Annotated in this window: 11 protein-coding genes; 3 read left to right on the top strand and 8 right to left on the bottom strand. The window is 49.7% G+C overall.

Going from position 1 to position 20,597, the window contains the following annotated elements:
• Window positions 1-75: 75 nt before the first annotated feature.
• The 3 genes from O3S85_RS00795 to O3S85_RS00785 form a co-directional block, all read right to left on the bottom strand.
• Complete coding sequence (locus O3S85_RS00795) at window positions 76-4,119, bottom strand: discoidin domain-containing protein (protein ID WP_269537106.1); 4,044 nt, start codon at window positions 4,117-4,119, stop codon at window positions 76-78.
• Window positions 4,120-4,427: 308 nt separating this feature from the next.
• Window positions 4,428-6,653, bottom strand: coding sequence for a fibronectin type III domain-containing protein (locus tag O3S85_RS00790; RefSeq protein ID WP_269537105.1), 2,226 nt, complete (start codon window positions 6,651-6,653; stop codon window positions 4,428-4,430).
• Between the two features lie 216 nt (window positions 6,654-6,869).
• On the bottom strand, window positions 6,870-7,652 hold the full coding sequence (locus O3S85_RS00785) for a spherulation-specific family 4 protein (RefSeq protein ID WP_269537104.1): 783 nt from the start codon (window positions 7,650-7,652) through the stop codon (window positions 6,870-6,872).
• A gap of 800 nt (window positions 7,653-8,452) precedes the next feature.
• On the opposite strand from O3S85_RS00785, the gene O3S85_RS00780 reads away from it, so the two are divergent.
• Window positions 8,453-9,433, top strand: a complete 981-nt coding sequence (locus O3S85_RS00780; protein ID WP_269537103.1) for a zinc-binding dehydrogenase — start codon at window positions 8,453-8,455, stop codon at window positions 9,431-9,433.
• A gap of 52 nt (window positions 9,434-9,485) precedes the next feature.
• Here O3S85_RS00780 and O3S85_RS00775 read toward each other — a convergent pair whose 3' ends face one another.
• The 5 genes from O3S85_RS00775 to O3S85_RS00755 all read right to left on the bottom strand — a co-directional run bounded on the left by O3S85_RS00775 (window position 9,486) and on the right by O3S85_RS00755 (window position 17,526).
• Window positions 9,486-10,235: a DUF4261 domain-containing protein gene (locus O3S85_RS00775; RefSeq protein WP_269537102.1), complete on the bottom strand. Its 750-nt coding sequence runs from the start codon at window positions 10,233-10,235 to the stop codon at window positions 9,486-9,488.
• Window positions 10,236-10,502: 267 nt separating this feature from the next.
• Window positions 10,503-12,797: a sodium:solute symporter family transporter gene (locus O3S85_RS00770; protein WP_269537101.1), complete on the bottom strand. Its 2,295-nt coding sequence runs from the start codon at window positions 12,795-12,797 to the stop codon at window positions 10,503-10,505.
• A gap of 381 nt (window positions 12,798-13,178) precedes the next feature.
• The gene (locus tag O3S85_RS00765) at window positions 13,179-14,018 is read right to left on the bottom strand and encodes a hypothetical protein (RefSeq protein WP_269537100.1); all 840 of its coding nucleotides are present in this window, start codon (window positions 14,016-14,018) and stop codon (window positions 13,179-13,181) included.
• A gap of 51 nt (window positions 14,019-14,069) precedes the next feature.
• The gene (locus O3S85_RS00760) at window positions 14,070-16,724 is read right to left on the bottom strand and encodes a cellulase family glycosylhydrolase (RefSeq protein ID WP_269537099.1); all 2,655 of its coding nucleotides are present in this window, start codon (window positions 16,722-16,724) and stop codon (window positions 14,070-14,072) included.
• 118 nt (window positions 16,725-16,842) lie between these two features.
• The gene (locus O3S85_RS00755) at window positions 16,843-17,526 is read right to left on the bottom strand and encodes a type II secretion system protein (RefSeq protein WP_269537098.1); all 684 of its coding nucleotides are present in this window, start codon (window positions 17,524-17,526) and stop codon (window positions 16,843-16,845) included.
• Window positions 17,527-17,799: 273 nt separating this feature from the next.
• On the opposite strand from O3S85_RS00755, the gene O3S85_RS00750 reads away from it, so the two are divergent.
• Entirely contained in the window at window positions 17,800-18,897 is a 1,098-nt protein-coding gene (locus O3S85_RS00750; protein ID WP_269537097.1) for a GntR family transcriptional regulator, read from the top strand.
• A gap of 92 nt (window positions 18,898-18,989) precedes the next feature.
• Window positions 18,990-20,546 carry a sulfatase family protein gene (locus tag O3S85_RS00745; RefSeq protein ID WP_332107525.1) on the top strand — a complete coding sequence of 519 codons (1,557 nt, stop codon included), beginning with the start codon at window positions 18,990-18,992 and terminating at the stop codon, window positions 20,544-20,546.
• Window positions 20,547-20,597 lie beyond the last annotated feature (51 nt).

Below are 20,597 nucleotides of genomic sequence, written 5' to 3'. Positions count from 1 at the left end.
ACCCCATCGTAAAGGACAAACGCTTACGCAGATGGTCCTAATTAGCCAACATAGAGTGAGACGGTTGCGCGAATCCTAACGCACCTCGATTTCCGTAAGCCAGAGAATATTTGGGCGTAGCTGTGGCCCGCGACGTGCGGGCTGGAGAATTTCTAGGCTCGCAACTGTCGTCGGCGTAAATGAGACCGTCGTGACATTAGTGGTTTCGGCGTTCTGGAAACGCGTTAATAAGCGACGCTGACCATCGACCGTACGCCCTCGGATAACCCCCTCCTGCGAGGTGTAAGTGACGCCGCCTTCGTGATTCCAATACAGCTTTACTTCGCTGACTTCCACTGGCTCCGGGAATTCGAAGCGCACCCAATGCGGCGAAGCAGATTCCTCGGAAGCCCAGGCGGCTTCATTGAAGGCCATACTGGCGGTCGGCTCCGTCACGCCATCACGCAAGGGCGATGGCCCGTAGCCAGGGAAGTCGCTGCTCGTTTCCACCAAAACTGCGGTGTCGCGCACCACACTGGCCTGCTGCCCCAAAAACTGCAACTCAACGCTGCCATCGAAGATCTCAAAGCCCATGGCCGAAGCTTTCAACGCTACAGTGCCCGACTCCTTACCGCCTGCTCGAATCGGCAAGTAGACACGCGTTTCCTCAACAGCATCGAGTTGAAAGGTCTTACGCCCTTCGCCGTAATCACCGCGCCAACGTACGTCTACCAAGCTGGGTTGCTGCAGCAAATTCGTCAGTCGCAGCGGAATCTGCGCGACCTCTTGTATCGAAATAACCTTCTCTTGCGTCAGCTCTACATTCACCGGATTCACACGTTGCCACATGAGCGGGATCAGCAAGCGATGTTGCTCGCTACCTTTGCGCATCGCAATGCTTACGCGGAAGGCACCATCATTAAAATCGGCTGGCACGCTCAGCATAAGATTACCCGATTCGCCGGTGCCCAGCGTTACCTTCTGCTGCGACACCATGGGCTCACCAGCAGACAGCAAGGCGACCTCGTCGATCTGCACTGTGCTCTTGCTCTTATTCTCCACATTGATGCGTATTGATTGCTCCAAGCCGCGCACCGCCGGCTGCGGTAAAAGCACGACGAGCTTCAGGCCTAGTGCTTGCTGTTCTTGCATCGCCTTCAACTGACCAAGCAACTGCTCCGCTTGCCCCACCCCGTCCTTCCATGCTCGTAGGAATTCGATTTCACTCTCAATTTCCTTGCTGGGAAAAATCATGAAGAAGCGTACTTGCTCTGCTTGGAGAAACACCGGAATCGCTGCACGCCCATTGGCGTCCATAGACAACCAACCCGCATCGCCGGACAACGGGTTCAACACGACCCAATCTTGGCCGAAATCATCAAGCTCAACTGTAATCTGACCAGAGACCGGCGCCTGCGATGTATTGCGCACAGTGATGAATTTTGCGGCATCGCGCTTTCCATAGAACTGCTCAAACTCGATTGCATCATTTGAAGACTCAGCCGGCCCAACCGGCTGCCAGCCGACATTGGCTATCCGTTGAATCCACGGCATGTAACGCTGGAACCAATGGCGATCGCGCTCATACCACGCTGAGTTTTCCCAGTAAGGGTCATTCGCCGCGTCGTGGCTAAACAGACTTGGTTGAAACGCCCAGTAAAGGCTGTCCTCAAAGTAGCGCTGTGCGAACTCCGCCTCGAGGTGGTCATATTTTCCGTTCATCAAGAAGCCCCAAGCTTTCTGGCCCGACATTGCGCGACGGTAGTTCAATTCACGATCAGACATGCGCTCATAATGCCCCTCGTGGAACCAATGCGTTTCCTCGCCTGGAATATCGATAAAGGGCATGAAGAAGGGAAAATTCCAGCACGGAAAATTACCCATGAGGTATTTGTCATGCTCGCTCATGTAACCGCCCAAACCGGCAATAAATTCATAAGCGGCAATCGGCGTAGCCAAGCCCGGCTTCATCGCATCGGTAGTAAATGTCGCAGGATAGTTCGCCACCGCCATCACCGCAGGATTGTAATCCATGATAAACATGGCCGAGAGCGAATCCAAATATATGCCGTCAACTTTATCATACGCGATCTGCTCCTGCATAAAACTGAATTCCGCCATCGCACGATTCACCGGCGCGCTAGCCTCCGTAGGCAGTTCCGGATCTGTGCTGACTTCCATGCGCGCGCCGGAATTCCAAGGCACATCCGAGAACGTCATATTAATCTCGCCATCAGGCAAACGCGCGGCACCGAGCAAACCACCAGAGGCAAATTCATTCGCCTTGCCAAAGCCACTCACCGCGAGTCGCTCCATCATCGCAATAGCATTTTCTGGCGTACGCTCCATACCACCCGGCATGGGCAACCAGTAAAGCCAAGGCTCGGTGTAAACGAGTGTCAGAATGCCATTGTCATGACAGAAATCGACATCCGAACCTATCGGGCCACCCTTCTCATAGTATGCGAATCCAAAGTCCTGCGGGTTCGGAATTTTGGAAATGTCCGTGAAAGGCATCCACAGACCAACCGCCTCAGGCCTACGCTCAAAGAGGGATGCGTTGCGTTGGTAATATTCGGCCAGCGCCTGCCGAAATGCCTGCCCTTTCTCCGTTGCTCGGCTACGCAGTGAAACATGGAAGGCAGCCTGGCCTGGAAACTTTTTTGTCAACGGCGTAAGCGCTACGTGGTAATCGATAGCGAGTTGATCACGTTCCGTGTTGGCCGAAATTTTAAACACGCATGGTTCGGTCAAATCCGTTTCCAGCACGAGCGCCTGCGCGCCATTGTCGACCACGCCAAAGGGATATTTGGAAACACTGCTATCTATGCCATAAGGGCTGCTGCCAGTGTGCGCGTATTCGGTGTTCTGCGCGTCGATCTCTTGCGCGAACTGCACGTCATCATGCCAAGTCCAGCCATCAAGCGGCGCTTCAACGCCAATTCTAAAGCGAAGCAAACGCTCGCCTGCCCCGTTTAGCTGAGCATAGAGCTCGAGGTCACCTTGACTGGAGGGCTGAGCAATCACACGCCAATCGACACCAGCGGTGCTGCCCTGCCACTGAGTCATGCCTCCCGCAATCTGCACCCGCTCTGGCTGCAGCTCGAATTCTTCACCAGACTTTGCATCACAAAGCGCAAAGCGCAAACGAAACGCCTCCTCGAAGCCAGGCGCTTTCCAGATCGGTTCCGACAAGGCGGCATCACTCCACGGTAAGGAATCAAACCGGGTGCTGAAGGAAATGCTCAGCGCATCTGGCACAAAAGCGATAAGCTCTTCGATTTGATATTTTTTAGGCCCGACTTGTTGGTCAGGCCCGTTAAAGGAGTATTCCCCCATGGTCTCTTTATTGACCCGCTTGGCCCCCTGCGCCGGATATCGATCCAGGACCTCCCAGTTACTGTTCGTCCTCTCGATACTGAAGTCCAAGGCATCACCGATGTCGATATCATCGATGGGATAGACTACGCCATCGGGATGAACATCTGGAGACAACTGATAAAGCGGCGTCCAGTTCCAACCATTGTCCGTCCCGGCGTGTTGATAAAGTGTCAGGCCCTCGATCATGTAATCGGCTCCGAATGGCGACAAACCCGTCGCAGCTTCGCCATCACTATTGAGCAGCACTCGCAAGCGCGCAGGCTCGACTCCCTCACCGAGCACTTTAACAGCTAAGCCCTTCGATCCGCTACGATAGAGGCTGCCTCGCAGACTGGAATTCGACATAGGGCTGAGCGTTTCCAATTGAGCCGCATCGACGGAAATTGCATCAGTCTCCGGGTAGCGGTCGACGACATTCCAATCGGCATCAAAATTCTCAACATAGAGCCGCATAACCTTAAACTTCGGCAACGCGCTGATGCTGTAGGTGAGCACCCCGTCAGCGACGGCGTTTGGCACTGTCCCTACCTGCACCCAATCCCAGCCGGTAGCTGTAGATGGATAGGAGTAAAGCGTCGCGCCTTCGATCATGTAGTCAGCACCATATTCGCCAAAGCCAGTGCCGGAGTCATTATCGATGTCGAACATGACACGGGTTTGAGTCGCCTCGGCGGCAGACTCTGCAACCCCTACTTGAATAGCGCCACTTTCATTACGACCCACTGTTACTGAGTCGATCGCAAAGGTAGATGTTGCCATTAGCAATAAGCCGAAAATTCCTTGTGCGGAACGTGTCAATGGGCGGTGTAAACCGTTTGGAAAAACTTCTGAGGACATGATAATTACGGAGGCTAAAGTCAGTTTCGAATATCTTGCGTAAACATTTACGCAAATCGGAGTAGAGTCAAGATAATTAGGGTTCTTTTCAGAAAAATTAGCGTGAGGAACACGCAATGAAATCATCAAAAAAAACACATTAGGCTGATAAATAAGGGCGGCGCAGATTACCTGCGCCGCCCACTATCGGGACGTAGTTTATGGGAAGGAGCCCATATTTCTGAAATAAACTAGAACGAGTAGCGGAAGGAGGCACCGCTAGTAGCGCCATCGGGATACCAATCGTATTCCCCCGATACGCCGGTATAGAACTCGTTATTGCCGAAGCATACGAAGCTCATAGTTCCCGATGGACTACCAATCCAAGTAAGCGGCAAATATACTTCACCCGTGGTTCCACTCCAGATTCGGCCCACTTGAAATCCGCCAGCCGCCGGAGCAGCAATCCAGTTCCAATCAAGCCCAGTGCCATTGTATTGGTAGACATTCACGCCCTCGATCAAGTAGTCCGCACCGATCGGGAAGTTTGTGATGCCAGCGAACGACCCCTGGAATCCAGTCGCGGGATTGTCATCAGTATCAATGAATATCTGGAAGCCCCAACTGATGTAAATGTTGGTATCGTTCGTGTAGGCAAAATAGAGCGTGCCTGTGTCGGTGGCATGCGCTACTTGAATTTGACGCCAGTTTGCCTGATTGCCTGCGCCAGAGATGTGGCTCGCATCACTGACACCGGTCACGTCATCCGGATCCCCGATATAGCTCGTCAATGAGCCCCACTCAGTCAGCAAACCATCGAGCGTGATCGCACTGCTCAGAATAGGGTTACTTAACGCAGCAGAGGCGTAGTAGTTCAAGCCGGTATCTTCGGTATTTTGATTACCCAGAGCATCCTTAGCCACCACCTTGATATTGTAATTCTTATTCGCCGTCAGGCCCGTAACGGTGAATTCGTTTGCTGAATTGTTCGCTGGATCGTGCCCCCAATCCGGATTCACATCGAATGCGACATCGGTGTAAGTCGTCGAGATGCTCGCGGCAATATCCGTAACGATGATATCGTAGGTAATCGGGTAAGACTGATCGATGGCCACATCCCAGCGCACGATAGCTTCAGTGATGACGCTGCCCTCTTCCACCTCCTGCACGCCTACACGGAACGATGTCGAGGCAGTATTATAAAGCACGTTTCCGGTGGTGTCCCAAGTCGGCGCGTTAGTGTCGTTGGAGGAGTCCGGCAGAAGATTCGCAAAGTCGGTGTCGACTGTGATCAGCAAACCGTCCTCGCATAAGTAGCCAATGTAGCCGAACTTGCGGATGTCGGTGTTAAACGCATCGGTGACAATGCCGGTGCGACCGGATTCATATTCCAGACTGAACATCGTGAAACCGTCATCACGATTGGCTTCAGCAAAAACTTTGGGTGCCACATTGTAGCGGTTTTCATTGTAGTATTCGGAGATGCCGCCAGGACCATCAGTTACCGGGTCGCTATCGTAGCGGAAGCTTTCATAAAGGAATGCGTTAATGTACGGGCGGATCGAATAATCGATCGGGTATTCGCCGGTAAGCGGGCTCTGCAAACCAGCACTAAAGTAGAATGCACCGCGATTTGCGAAGACAACTTTGTCGGTATAGTTATCACTGATGTATTTTACGGTGTCCCGCATTTCATCAACCGTCCAGGGATACCAGCCAGGAGCGTCATATGGGCCGGCGGTGTCCAACGTATCCAGGAAAAACCCATCGCAGCCGAAGTTTGTCGACCGGTCACGCAAGTTCGCAGTGTCCCAGGCACCAGCAATCTGCGCCAGGCCTGCGGTCAACCCACGGCCCGTAACGCCGCTGCCACCAATGCGCATATTATTCAACACCCAACGCCAATTCGTGTCGGGGTTCACCATGTAGCCGAGGAAAATCGGATTGTAGTCCGGGTTTCCGTCCGGCGTGAGGCGCGCAGTGGTTGTCACGGAGATTGCGCGGCCTGTGCCATCATAAGTGACCGTTTGGGAATCCACGTCGACATAAAAGCTTTGCAGCGTATTGCCGGGAGTTGGAATTAGATCACCGGTAGCAGAGTCATACTTGACCATCCCTGTGCCGCCACCCAATGGGTCCTCAATCGCGTCATTAATGAAGTCTTCTCCAATGCTGATGTAGCCGATAACGTAATCAACGCCGTTGTCTTTCAAATATTTGACGACTTCTGGCGTACAATGAGGCTGACCGGGGTTAATCACGACGACATCAAACGACGCCAGTCCACTCATAATCGTGCTGTCCAGCACCCAAGTGCTCGGGTCACCGGTGTTGGACGAATAGTAATCATCACCGTAGTAGATGATAAACTTCGAGTCAGACGTGACACCGGTCATCGGGCCACGGGCTTCGGCAGTAGTAGTGACAGTGATCGCAGCCGAAAATAGGGCGATCAAGCCTGCAGATACTTTATTCATGGTGCTATTGTTGATGGGATGGATATACGATAAACCGCTCATCGAGCGCTTCCTCAACATAGAGAGGTCGAAGAAACAAATAGTTGCGTAAGCGTTTACGCTTACTTGCGCAAGGAAAATATTACGCCCGACATTCAGAGCCTTGAACAACAAGCACATAAAAAGAGCGGGACGAGGCGCTACACCTCGTCCCGCTGAGAAAACGATCAAAAAGAACTAGCGATAAATGACGTCGTACATCAACTCCCACCAGAAACTCGGCAATTGATCAAACGGATTACTCGCATAGGTCTCGTCTGTAATATAGACATATCGTGTGTTCCGGTTTCGGGCCATGTCAGAGATCTCATTCACATAATACTCCGACGGCGTTGCGACCATGGAATGCACGATCATGGCAAAACAGTCTTCAGAAAATGTCCAACGCCAGCTAGGCACTGAGTCCGGATAATAATCCCAAGAGTAGCCCTCAAACGTCACCAGAACATCAACTACCGGCCACCAGAGATAGAGGTCCGTTGCGTCGTTCCCTGCATTCCCAACAACTAAGAATCCTGGGTAGTTGCTTTTAATGTAGTGGTAGATCTCACTGTAATACTGAAGCGTCGCTAAGGAGCCGTCGCCCAAGGTTTCATCTAGGAAAATGCCATCAATATCATACCAAGCGACATATTGATCGATATCTGCTTTTACTTGAGCGACTGGGCGTGCACTGTAAGTGGTAGGGACATAGCCGATAACCAAGCCACCCTTAAGTCGCAAGTTGTCGACCGCGTTCTCATAGTTAACATCATAGGATGTTCCCGGACCACTCGCCGGATTCATGATCGTCACGATATCAGCGCCGGCATCAAGTCCTACGCCAATCAAATCCCAGTCACTTCCCGAGGCACTCGGATAAAAATATGCGGGCACAATGACCGACAACGGCCCTGCCTGCAGGTTGGAAATTATGGACAAGCCAAGTATAACAAGAAACATTTTTGTATTTTTTATCATAATAAACGTTAGTTATGAGTTACAGGTCACCATGCATCAACAGGCACAAGCGATTCAGAGTGGGGTTCGAACAGTGGTTAACGCAAGTTTCCCACTGGCTGCATCCTCTTCGTTAATTCCACAATCATAATCATGGCGAAAGAATGCTGATAGCAGATATACAAAATTGCGTAAACGGTTACAACTCTATATTCTCAGATTGTGAAAAAACCTTCACCCCGCACTCTCACCATCTAGAAAGTCATCCAAAAAAATACCTCAAATCCCCACAGCTGTAGGTGCTTGAAACTCTCCTTACATTTCAAAAATCGGCAAACTTTCATCAGAAACATCATTTCTGCCAGCCATCTCTTACACATGTCAGGCCATTAAGTATTTTCACCGGACCTGTAAGGCAATAAGGACCAAGCTGAACCAACCTTATTACGACTCAAACTGAATCCAAGCAAAGAAAACCTACACACCTCGCGATGGTAGTAGCTCAAGAGTCTCCCCAACTGTGAACGCTTACCACCCTACCCTCGCTGTTACTTGATGCCTTATGCACATAAATATCTACAGTGCAGTTTCAGATTTTCGCTTTCATAAAGCTTCTCTCCTAAGATCAGACCTATAGGATGCGAGCCTAAATCTCCTATTGAAACGGTGAAAAGCAGCAATTTGAGACATAACGACTCGATGTTGATTTTATGAGGTAGATCACTACACGCGAACCTGCCGGGCCACAGTTTTGTACGAGACGGTTATGACATACATTCCCGCTGTCCGCTAAGGAAACAGACTCGACTCCTTTTGCTTGTATGGTCAATCATTCCGGCATGAGAGCTTGGATTACGCACCCAGACAAACCCTATATAAAATTCGCCGAAATCGAAGAACCATCCCAGCGACCGGACGAGGCGCTTATTGAGGTCAAGGCGGTTTCAATCAACCGTGGTGAGCTGGTTTCTTTGCCCAATTTTTGGGATGTGCGCATGGACGGCAGCACTATGTCGATGCCGATGGGCAGCGTGCCGGGCTACGAGTTGTCTGGAATCGTAGTCAGACCTGCGGCGGATGGCACCGGCCCCAAAGTGGGTGCGAGAGTTGCAGGTTTCCCAGCGCGGGGCACTTGGGCGGAATTCGCTGCAGTGAGGACCTGTCTATTGGGTGAAATTGACCCGAGTGTCTCTTTTGAAGAAGCCGCGACGCTTCCAGTAGCTGGTCAAACGGCTTACCGCGCCTTGCGTCGAGGTGGCCTGCTGCTTGGGCAAAGAGTCCTGATCACCGGTGCGGCTGGAGGGGTCGGCACCTATGCCATCCAACTAGCAAAGCTGGCCGGAGCTAATGTCACCGGGGTTGCCCGAAGCGAGGAACGTCGTCAGGCGCTCTTGGAGCTCGGCGCCGACGCAGTGATCGAGACGCTATCCCCCGACGGTCCCCGCCAATACGACCTGATCATGGAATCGGTTGGTGGCGATTCCCTTGGAGCTGCCTTTGCGAGAATTGATGGGAGAGGCGTCATTGTCCAGTACGGTGAGGCGTCATTGGCCCCAATCACTTTTCCTGCCGGTCTTTATGCCACTATGCCCGCAGTTCGTTATGAGCCGTTTCTATTATATCCTGATCTGCTCAGCGACTACTCTGGCACGCGCACCCTGGAACTGCTTTCAGGATTGATTGCCGAAGGAAGACTGAGGCCAGTAATAAGCGATATCATGAGCTGGTCAGACACGCCCAAGGCATTGGAAAAACTTCAAGCCCGTAGCGTGATCGGCAAGATAGTACTCCAGATAGATTAAGCGCAATATTACACCATTTACAAAAAACAGTCGAATCGCGAAATCCAATGACCTAGAGCAGATCCAACTGCCAAACTCCGTTTGGATTGTTAAAGAGGTCCTCAGTATCGTGGCGGGTATCCACATCATAGGAAAGTTTGAACCGATATCCATCTTCCGAAAGACTGAAAGTGTGCCCTTCCTGCAAATTAGGCTTCTCATGAATTTGATATCGATTGAACGCATTGATCACCTGCGCCCCCTTTTCCAGTCCAATTGAAGCAGGAACTGATACTTCCGGCAAGCCGAAGTGATGCATACCACAGGAATAGAAGACATCCGTATCACTGATCAAACAGATCAATGCGTTGTAGAGGCCAAATCCTGACTCTATTCCCAGGTATTCATTCCAACGATGCCATTCGTGGGCAACGCCCGCCGCTTCAACTTTGATAGCAATGCCACCAACATTCTCAAGTGCACTTGTAGCGCGCAAAAGTTTCTCTCGTTGCGCAGGAATCTTCAAATCAGTAATCAAATAGACGACACTTTTGTGTTCCTCAATTCTCTTAAGAACATCCTCAGAAAGCTTTCCTTGGCCAGCCGCAGAAAATGCCTCAAGCATCCTCGGATCATGGTCACAATATTCGAGTTCTACATGCTCCTGAAGTCGGGTGTTCACTAATAAACGCCCAGCAAACATATACTCGCCATTCGAGTCACGTATTACTTGCGCCAGGAGCTCTGAACGACTACTCCAAGGGCCAGGAATGCAAAAGACTGAGATTCGCTCCATCACGGAATAATCAACGTAATGTGCCATTGAGCGAGCAGTTTCTCATTATGATGCGAAAACAAGGAATTCCATATCACCCAACGCTCGCCAACGAGAGATCATAAATCCCGATAAATCTATTAATTACATTTAATCCTCTCATCCCGCCAGGCAACTAGGAATGTGATCTGACACCGATTGCCGGGGCGGAGGCTAGGTGCCCAAGCCTTTACGAAGCCAAGAGCTGCTAAGGGCGGCCGGTGTTGCATCCAGCCCGCTTCACTGGCTAAGTCCCCTTCGAGCGTAGCAACGCAATTACTTTTCGCGACTTCTTCGAACAGCATCAAAAGCTTCTTTATCGACCAGTGAAACATGCCCATCGACCATGCCATTGTCGAGTGGATCGTCGACACGGCCAGCCAGATCACGGAAAAGCTTTCGAATGTCAATGATACCTCCAATCAGAAACCAGAAGGTGGAGATAATACCCAGAACTGCAGTAACACAAAGGCTTGTGATAAAGAAATAATTACTCCACCACTCAACCGGCCAGGGGTCGAACGCATTCCAGATGAGCACCCCGAGGAAGCAAAAACCAAACTTATAGACGATCGCATACCCGAAGACCGACCAAGCGATAATTCGGTCACCGAGCGTATATTCCGGAGTAATACCAATCAGCTTCTTATAAAAACTATGCAGGCTCCACTTGAAGGGTTCCTTATATTCGTGTGCCAGATCATACTCTCCACGGTGTAGTAACCGGTCCAAATTATAGGGTTTACGCTGAGTCAAAGCCGAACCGATCACGTAAGCAGCTATGCCACTAAGCATCGCCATAAAATATAGTTCGTAAGAATTGATCGGAAATTTCACCTCATTCATTTCCCAAATGATATAGGGATTCAAGGGACGGGAAAGTGTCTCTAGTAATGTGCCGATGGAAAGCGCCCAACCATTCGATTCCAACCAAGGATATACCGTCTCCGCCCAATTTCGTTGCATAAAAAGTCCAACCGCAGCAAAACCCGAACCGAAAATCAAGGCACCGAAGGCACCAACCGTATTTCCAAATCGACTATAGAGACCAAAAATCATTATTGGGCCAGCCCCTCCCAACCACAGCGCCGTCATGATCGTTGTGAACATAATTATGTAGTCGATCTGAACAAAGAAGATCGAAACGAAAAAGAAAAACAGACATACCACAGCGGAGGTCAATCGTAGCAGTAGTAGATGTCGCGTAGAAGAAAGCGGCTTCTTGAAAAATGGTAAAATAATGTCCTGCACAATTGTGGAAGATGCGTTGAAGACACGCGAATCATCCGTCGAGATCAACAGCATGATCATCAGCAGGCAGAACAACCCCATTAAGCCAACTGGCAAAGTATTCTTTAATGCAACAGGCAGCATCATCTGGTGGTAGAGTGTTTTGAATTTTTGATACTGCAGGTTTCCTTCCGGCGTGCCCCCTAGTGTTTCCAGCGCAGTCTCGATATAAGGTGTATCAATGTTGCGATCCTGCGAGAGCGGCGTGTCTGTACCTATCTCATGGTGCGGCACAGGCACTGCAGCGAGATTAGCATTAAGTTTCTCACGCAGTTCCGGATCCGGCACTGCCTCCAAAGCCACCATATCCATTAGCTCATAGCGAATGTCGGTCGACTCAGCAGCAAACTTTTTATGAGTCATCAGGGCAATAATCATGACTGCCACCATCAGCATCATCAGAGCAGCATAGAGGTTACGCCAAGTCCCGAGGATCCCGGCCATCTTTTGCTCATGTGGCGTGCGACCGCTACTGCTTGTGTCATTACCAATCCAACTGGCTCGATTCAAAACACTGCCCATGATCGTGACGAACAAAGCAAAGATATTGAAATCCCGCAGTTTTTCGATGTCGAAGGGGTTGATGAAACTCTCGCCTTCAACGCGATCTATCATCACAGGGCCGATGGTATCATGCCATCCGAACTTAAGAAAAATATAACCAGCAAGGATGACAAAAATGGGATAGCACATCAGTCCTTGAAAGGCATCCGAAATCAGCAGCGATATCCGGCCACCGGGCCATATCACCACCATGCACAGGCATAGAGATAAGGCGACGACAATGCCAAAGGTCGGTAGATTCGTCCCAAAAACCATAACCTTGTGCGGCAGTCCCAAGAAATAGATAAAAAAGTTCGCTGCGACCGCCGGGCCAATGGCATTTGTCACCATCTCCGCAATGGTGCGGATTGATGCGGCAGTAATCCGTAAAGACTTACTATAACGCATCTCCAGGAACTGCCCTATCGATAGTGAGCGCGTCTCTCGGAAGCGATACAGGCAATATCCTGTCAGTCCCATGATAATGCCAACCGGAACGGTTAAATACTCCCAAAAGGTTAATGCATATCCGACCTGATACTTCGACTCCACAAGAGCGACCAAGGTGATCACGCTAAGCCCTGAAGTAAGATCCCCCGCTGATAAAACATAGCGTCCAGCCACGCGCCCAGCCGCCAAAAAGTCCACAACACCACGGACAAACTTTCGGCTATACACGGCCAGATACAATATGATAGCAACAGGAACTACCGTGATGACCCAATCAATCCAATGCATAAATAATAATTCAATTCTAGCTACCCAAATCAAATCAGTCCGATAAAACCGACTGGCTCCAACTTCTCAAAATGACAAGATAGCATCGCTTACGAGCGGAACGCTCTCAGGCTGATGAGATGCGCGACCTCATCGGTATTACAATCATTACAGCGAGCCTATTAGCATGATTGCTAGTTCCATAGATTACAAACTCACTCCAATAGCCGAAGAAAGCTTTGAGAGAAGACTTCAACCTGTGCATTAAAAGGTAATTAAACTAACCATCCTGACTGAAATGCTTATGTATTTTGCCATAAACAAAGCACCCCACCACCAACTAAATAGTTAGACGATGGCAGGGGGCAGAAACCAGTTAAGCTACGTCAGTTAGCTCATAGCTTATTGTTTATAGCGGCGGCGCATAACAGCGCAGAGAACTACGAACAGCCCTAAACCCAAAGCTGCATTTGGCTCAGGAATGGCAGTCACATTTAGGTCTTCGAAGTAGATATTTGTACCACTGGTCCACTCTCCGGGACTACCAGCACCATTCATCGCCCCCAAGCTAAGACGGGACACACTACCTTCCGAATAGTTATTAAACGCCCCACCTTTATCACTCAATCCAGTATCCGAGAATGTCGCTCCTGAGAGAGAAATTGTCCAATTCTTGCTTCCGCCCGTAGCATCCAGGCCCCAAATCAAGTTGGTAGGCATCGCACTGATTTCGTATTGACCGACGGTTGAACCGTTGCCACCTCCATAATCAACAAGTTCCAATAAAAAGTCACTTGTACGCTGAGAAATGCTCAAAACAAGAGCCCCCGATCCATTATTGAAATTCGATGTGCTTGGATAATAATTACCAAAGCTGTCTGTATCCGCTTCACCGACAATCGCAAAAAACTGACTCTCCGCACCATTTAGTGGCGGATTACTAATCATATCGAAGGACACACTGAGCTCTAATGCAGAATCAAATGGGTTAATGTCCGTTTGATTCGAAGTCATGTAACTGTACTGCGATGGATTGGGGCTGGTCACCTGGGTGCGAACGACGAAACGCGAACCATTCCAAACTCTAGCTGGGTTAGAAGCTCCACCGCTGCTAGTTCCTGTCCACGTGGTAGTGTTAAATGACGTGAAACTGTCATCAATTAAAGTGGTTTGAGCATTGAGTTGAGTTGAAGCAGCCGCGACTAGGGTGCCGGCTATGAATACGAGTGTCTTTGTCTTCATGATATTTATTGCTACGGGTTATTGAGGGATTTAAAATTTTAAATCAGTGCATTACTTGATTTCTGCAAATACGGATTCCAAACGCGGATCGATGAAGTCGTAGAAAAATATATCCTCCACTTCATCGACTAAGATTTCGCCGTTCACAGGGTTAAATTCTCGGAAAGCTTGCCACTCCCTGCCGCAGGCCAAAATCCTTCGATTTTCAACCCAATCGCCGAGCTTGAGCCGGCCTGGAGTATTCACAAAGAGACGCACACGGGGAGTCGATTCGAAGTCTGACTGATCTAGGGCGAAAGCAGCGATGACGTAGCGCTGGTTCGGATCATCAGGAGTAAATTTCAGATTTGCACATTCAAAATCTCCTTTCCCAACATAGAGGCACCAAGCCGGCTCATCGACAATCATTGAGCCTTGTTCCCAGTCCAATTGAATAAGATCAGGATCGGGCGAGAAATTCGGGTCCTTCATACGAACCCCTTCGAAAAGCGAGCCATCACGGTCAATGTTAGCCATCACCGGGGCAGGCATGCCGTCACCTTGAACTGTGCTGTAGAGTTTCGCGAGAGTACGGACATCCGCCTCAGGGATGTTTTGTCGCCAGATCAAGGCGCTCGCAGCAAACGGGATCAATCTGTCAGGTAAAGATGAATATTTCTTATTAAACCCAAACCAGTGCTCCCAATAGCTTTCATCATCATAATAGATCCAAGCCATTTGCCCATCGGCTCCCAGCACACGAGCGAATACGCTATGCACAGGAAAAATTTCACCAGGATTACCCGAATCGAGGTGGGCACTGAATTCAGTGATATCAAAGGCATTCACTGTCCCATCCGGTGAAACCCGCCCCGTGAGCAGGCTCTTGATCATGAGTTGCCCAAAATCTTTGAGTGGTGACAGGTTATGATTCTCGGCAGGCACCCGATGATAGGATAAATGAGGCCAGTAGTGCTGCAGGTCCATCAATTCGAGTTCACTATGGGCTGCCTCACGCATTCCTACAGAGCCGCGAATCCATGCGTTGTCTGATATCAGGTGCTTACGATCACCGACTTCATTACGGATGAACTCTTTCATCTGGCGATAATGCCGGGCTAGCAGGTAATCGGCAAAAGCAGTTGCATCGACCTCCCGAATGGTCGCTTTCTCATTTTTATGCTGAGGCACAGGATAGAACGGGTTCGTCAGTGCAACGGTTCCCTTGTAGGGATCCTCGTCCGAAAGCAACTCCTCACCCCAGGCGTCCTTCAATTCCTCACGACTCGAATATTGATCGCGCAAATATTGATTCCAGATTGGTTCAATCTGTTCACGAGTCTCCGCGCTCATTTTCGCCCAGCCGCGCTGCCCCTCCATTCGCTTACCGGCCCATGCGCGGCTGTATACCGGCATTTCATTACCAAGTTGCAGAGCCATGATTGCCGGTTCGTCTTTGTAGGCGATGCCAGTGTATGGATTCACATGAGTCAGGAGCTTTGACATGTATTGCTTGCGCAAGTCCAACACGCCTTCGTTAAGCATTTCATCCTCGAGGCTGATCTCCTTGGGATAAATACCTCGCTTCACTGCCGACATAGTCAGGTTCAAGTGAATGTATATGCCTCTTTCTTTGGCCAGTGCAATAAAGCGATCCATGTTATCGAGCACAGCTTCATCCAACGTACCTGCCCCATCTCGCTGAATGACATTCGGGAATAATTGTAATCGGATTTGATTGACCCCAAGCGCTTGCACGTCGTCGAGCATGGTCACCATTTCCTCTGGCGTTGCATCTCTGCTATTGGCGAATCGGCGGTGGGCAATGCCGTAAAAGCTAGCTGGCGTACCGTCCTCAAACATGAGTCGCTTGGTTTCTGGGTTGACCTGCACAAAGCCATGCTTGCCAGCAGGCACATCAACCAATGAAGCCAGTGTTGGTTGGCGCGTCTGCGACCACTTCATGTTTTTCATATAGTCAATTGCCTCTCTCAGGTCTTGAGTTGTTGCCTCAACCTCGGCAGTAGATTTCTTGTCAATAGCTTCTACGGTAATCGATTCCAAAGTATAACGACTTCCCTGCGGAGGGCAGTCTCCGCCAAAGTTCATACTACCCAATGAGATGCGAGAATCCGCATTCCCGCCATATTGGTTGAACAAACCATCCTCACGAATTCGGAAACGATTCTTTCCATCTCCGGTGAGCCCTAAAGCATCGACAGACCAGAGCTTGCTTATTCCAGTTCCATCAATGGTCCAGCTAATATCGGTTGGCACTCCCGGCAGCTCGAATGTAACCCGTTCAATGCCGTCACCATAGTCAACGACTTCGAGAGTAGTCTCTGATTGCTTACGATGTATGAGTAGTGCCAGAGCTCCATGATCCCGGTTAAAGCGACCGGATTGCGCATCTTCCGCAGGGTATAAAGAGTCGAGTCCCTCAGTTGCCCCCACCATTGCGTAGAATGTTGAAGAGCCTGGACCTGCCGAAGCTTCACCGCCAACATCTAAGCCCTGCAAATGAACTTTGATCAGAGTCTGTGATGGATCGATGTCAGCTTGTCGAGATGTGACTCCGACTCTCTGGTTCGATCGGTCACCAGTAACAAACAGCCTTAACTTATGCTTCCATATAGAAACTGGCGAATAGGCTCCGCTGGTGCGATCCGCAGCCCAAAGCTCTTCATTCAGCTTTTTGGGCTCATTAAAGCTGTCTTCCAGCAGCATGGAGGAAGCATGCACCGAACAAGCTATTAGGCATATCGATATAAATGAAGCTTTGTACAAACTGGTAATAGGATTCTTCATGTGGAAAATATAATTGCGTAGGGAGGAAAAGCCCGGGTTAGCGACCATTCCAGAAAAGCTTGCGCTTATCCGCATCGACTTCGTCCGTACCCCCAGGCAAGCGTCCATCAGTGGCAGGTATTGCTTGAACAGATCCATCCAAGAACAGCACGTAAACGCTTTCCCCGTCGGCAGGGATCACAAGATTTGAGCTTTGATTTGAAGTGGCTGAAAATTTCCAACTAGTCCCGCCGGAATGATAAAACGAATTGAAGAGCAAGGCCGTATCGCTGGGGTTAACGCACTGGAAAATTGTATTAATTCCCTCCCATGCCTTCTTACCAGTGCGATCTCCAATCTGATTATTCATGGCGTAAGACGTAACCTTAGTGGTATTATCAGAAGCGTTCTTACTAACCATAAGCGGGCAAAACATGTAATCTTGAGACTCTTTATACGCTAGCTCATATGCTTGCAATTGCTGCATCCAAGACCTCGAGTTCGCCGCATCCCAGGCTGATGGAATAGAACCGTTCCGATCCTGGCTAAACAACGTAGCAGCAACACCGATTTGCTTCATATTCGAAATTGATGTTACACTCCGTGACCTCTGCAAAGCACTTGAAATTGCGGGAATAAGAATTGTGGCAAGAATCGCCACAATCGCCATGGCTACAAGCATCTCTGTCAGAGTAAATGCCCTCCTAAGCCTTAAGGGATAATCATTTTTCGGGGTAAACATATGCTATCTGGGGTTATTGATGGATAGATTTTTAGTCCACGACCCGCCATCTGTAAAGATTATTATTCTTTTATTTTCTGCACTAGAAATCGTTGCCCATTCTTTCTGCACGAAACCTGCCCCTCCCAATCCCAATCCAGCGGCCAAACCAACTGGAAGCAACCCACAACAGGTCAATCCCCCTAAGCAACAAACACTCCCTGGACCGCGCACTTCGCGCGTTCGACACATTTCAGTATTGATTATCATTCAGGGCATACGAGGATTCTACCAATGGCCAAAAAAGACACCAACCACACACCCAAGTGGAAATGGCAAGAAACCCGCACCGGACGAGTTACCGACACGCTGCGGAATGAAATAACGTCCGGCTTGCTGCGAAAAGATGAAAAACTCCCGACCTACAATGAATTATCGGAGCGCTTTCAAGTCAGCCGATTCACAATCCAGAATGCGATCAACCAGCTTAAGGAAGAAGGCTTTTTGCGCAGCGTGGAGCGCGGGGGACTTTTCGTGGGGGGAAAGCCACCGCACCTGCATCGCATTGGACTCGTCTACCAGCAATCCCCAAAGGATGAAGACTGGCCTCGCTTCAATCGCCTACTAGACAGATCAGTTCCTTCCGTGTTTAATAATTTTGAAAGCTATAGCTTTAAGCGGTACTATAATGTAAATCGACAAAAGAGAAGCGACACATGGCAGCAATTGAAAGAGGACATCCGTCATTGTCGTCTAGCAGGAGTCATTGCATCACTGGAAGCCGTAGAAATTTATGCTGATACCCAATTTCAAGAAACCAGCATACCACTAACATCAATCTTTGTGCCCGACGCTCTTTTTGACATAAACCCGAGCGTCACCATGATTAATTCTTCTTACGATCTATTCGTGGAGAAGGCTTTAGACCGCTTTAAGGCAAACAAGGCAACACGCCTCGCTTGGCTAACGATCCCGCCAGTCCGGTATGACATCGATTATTTTCGCACTAAGGGCTTTGAAATACACGACTATTGGCTTTACCAGTTACCCCGAGCCCCGCTCAACCTCTCAGAAAAAATAACTCGCCTACTACTCGAGGCACCGCGATCAAAGCGCCCCAATGCGCTCATGGTAGCCGATGAAAACCTTGCCCCAGGAGTGCTAAAGGCGATTCGCGATCGCGGCCTGCGACCGGGGAAAGATATTTGCGTTGTGGCTCACATGAACTGGCCAGCCCCAGCAAAAAAGCTAGACCCAGATGTGCACTGGCTAGGCTACCGAGTGGAAAACACACTTACTCGCGCCTTGGAGCTACTAGAGGGCGAGGAAAAAGCATCCCCAGGAACCAGGTACCGGCTGGAACCACAGTTCCTGGACGAGTTAAGTGAATAACCTAAGCGATTAGGAGGTAGGCCCAAAATTTTGCATCGAGTGAGATTTGACGGCATAATAGCCTTGCCCTGTATTGATTATTTTATTTATTTATGCAGCACAGTGTTTTCATAAACAGTTCATGCCGCATGAGTAATAGCCCCAATTTAGTAATTTTCATCCCCGACCAATGGAGAGGTGATGTCATGGGACATTTGGGAAACCCGGCAGCCGTCACACCAAACATCGACCGCTTGGTATCCGAGGATGCAGTTTCTTTCTCCCAAGCCTACTGCCAGAATCCAGTATGCACCCCAAGCAGATGCTCATTCATGACTGGATGGTACCCCCACACCCGAGGACATCGTAGCATGAATCATCCTCTGACACGCGATGAACCCTGCCTTTTGCGCGAACTGAAGAACGCAGGCTACTATATTTGGTGGGGAGGAAAGAACGATCTAATGTCAGATGAAGATGCCTTTTCAGAGCTATGCGACGAACGGCATCTGCCAGAAGAAACCCACAAAAATCTTCACATTGACCAGTCATGGAGAAAAGGAACGCCACAAAAACCTGACTTTTCATTTTATGCGGGCGAACTGAAGAAAAACGAAGGTGAAGATGTATATTTAGATAGCGACTGGTCCCATGTATTAGCGGCCCAAAACTTTATTGAAAGTTACAACGATAGCAGACCCTTCTGCGTTTTCCTTTCAATTCAGTATCCTCATCCACCATACGGTGTCGAGCAACCCTACTACGGTTCGGTCCAGCGGAATCAAATCCCTAGCAGGATTACCGCAGAATCGACCCATGGAAAACCTCGCATGCACCAGCAGCTACTCGATGGCTTAGGACTTACAGATAAACCCGAAAAATGGTGGTCTGAATTAAGAGCAACCTACTACGAAATGTGTGCGCGCGTGGATGATCAGGCGGGCATACTGCTAACAGCATTACAGCAATCGGGACATTACGACGAGACCGCGTTCTTCCTCTTCTCTGACCATGGAGACTTTACCGGTGACTACGGTCTTGTCGAAAAAGCACAAAACTTAATGGAGGATTGTCTTGTTCGAGTGCCTTTAATTATTAAGCCACCGGCAAAAGCAAAGAGTCAATCCGGCATATGCAATGCACTTGTCGAGTTAGTCGATTTCCCGGCGACGGTCTACGACATGGTAGGCATTAAACCTAAGTACACACATTTTGGCCGTACACTTCTTCCATTACTGAAAGACCCGTCGGGCGAGCACAGAGACGCAGTCTTCACAGAAGGAGGCCGCTGCGACAAAGAATCCCACTGTGCCGAGTCCGATGATTTAGATGATCCGACTAATTTGTATGCACCGCGCGCACGAATCCAAACAGAAGATTTCACCGCACACGGTAAGGCCGTAATGTGCCGCACACATAGATTCAAACTAATCATGCGACTCTACGAAAGCGACGAGTTTTATGACTTAGAAAAGGACCCCAACGAGTGCATCAATCGAATCAATGACCCGGATTATGATTCCGAGCGAAAGGATCTATATCAACGCATCCTGCGTCACCTTTTCGAGACTGCGGACATCGTTCCCCAAACGACACAGGCCCGCGACATTCCCCAATCGCACTTTCCATTGGGCAATGCAATATCCCGCCAACTGACCGCCTGCCACTGAGCGTCAAGTGACTCATTTTCCCCGAATGCACGCCACATTTCTAATGGCTAA

Origin of the sequence: Cerasicoccus sp. TK19100 (assembly GCF_027257155.1) — a bacterium.
GTDB lineage: Bacteria > Verrucomicrobiota > Verrucomicrobiia > Opitutales > Cerasicoccaceae > Cerasicoccus > Cerasicoccus fimbriatus.
Note: the sequence above shows the minus strand (reverse complement) of the source record. Positions and strands in the feature narration are given on the sequence as shown.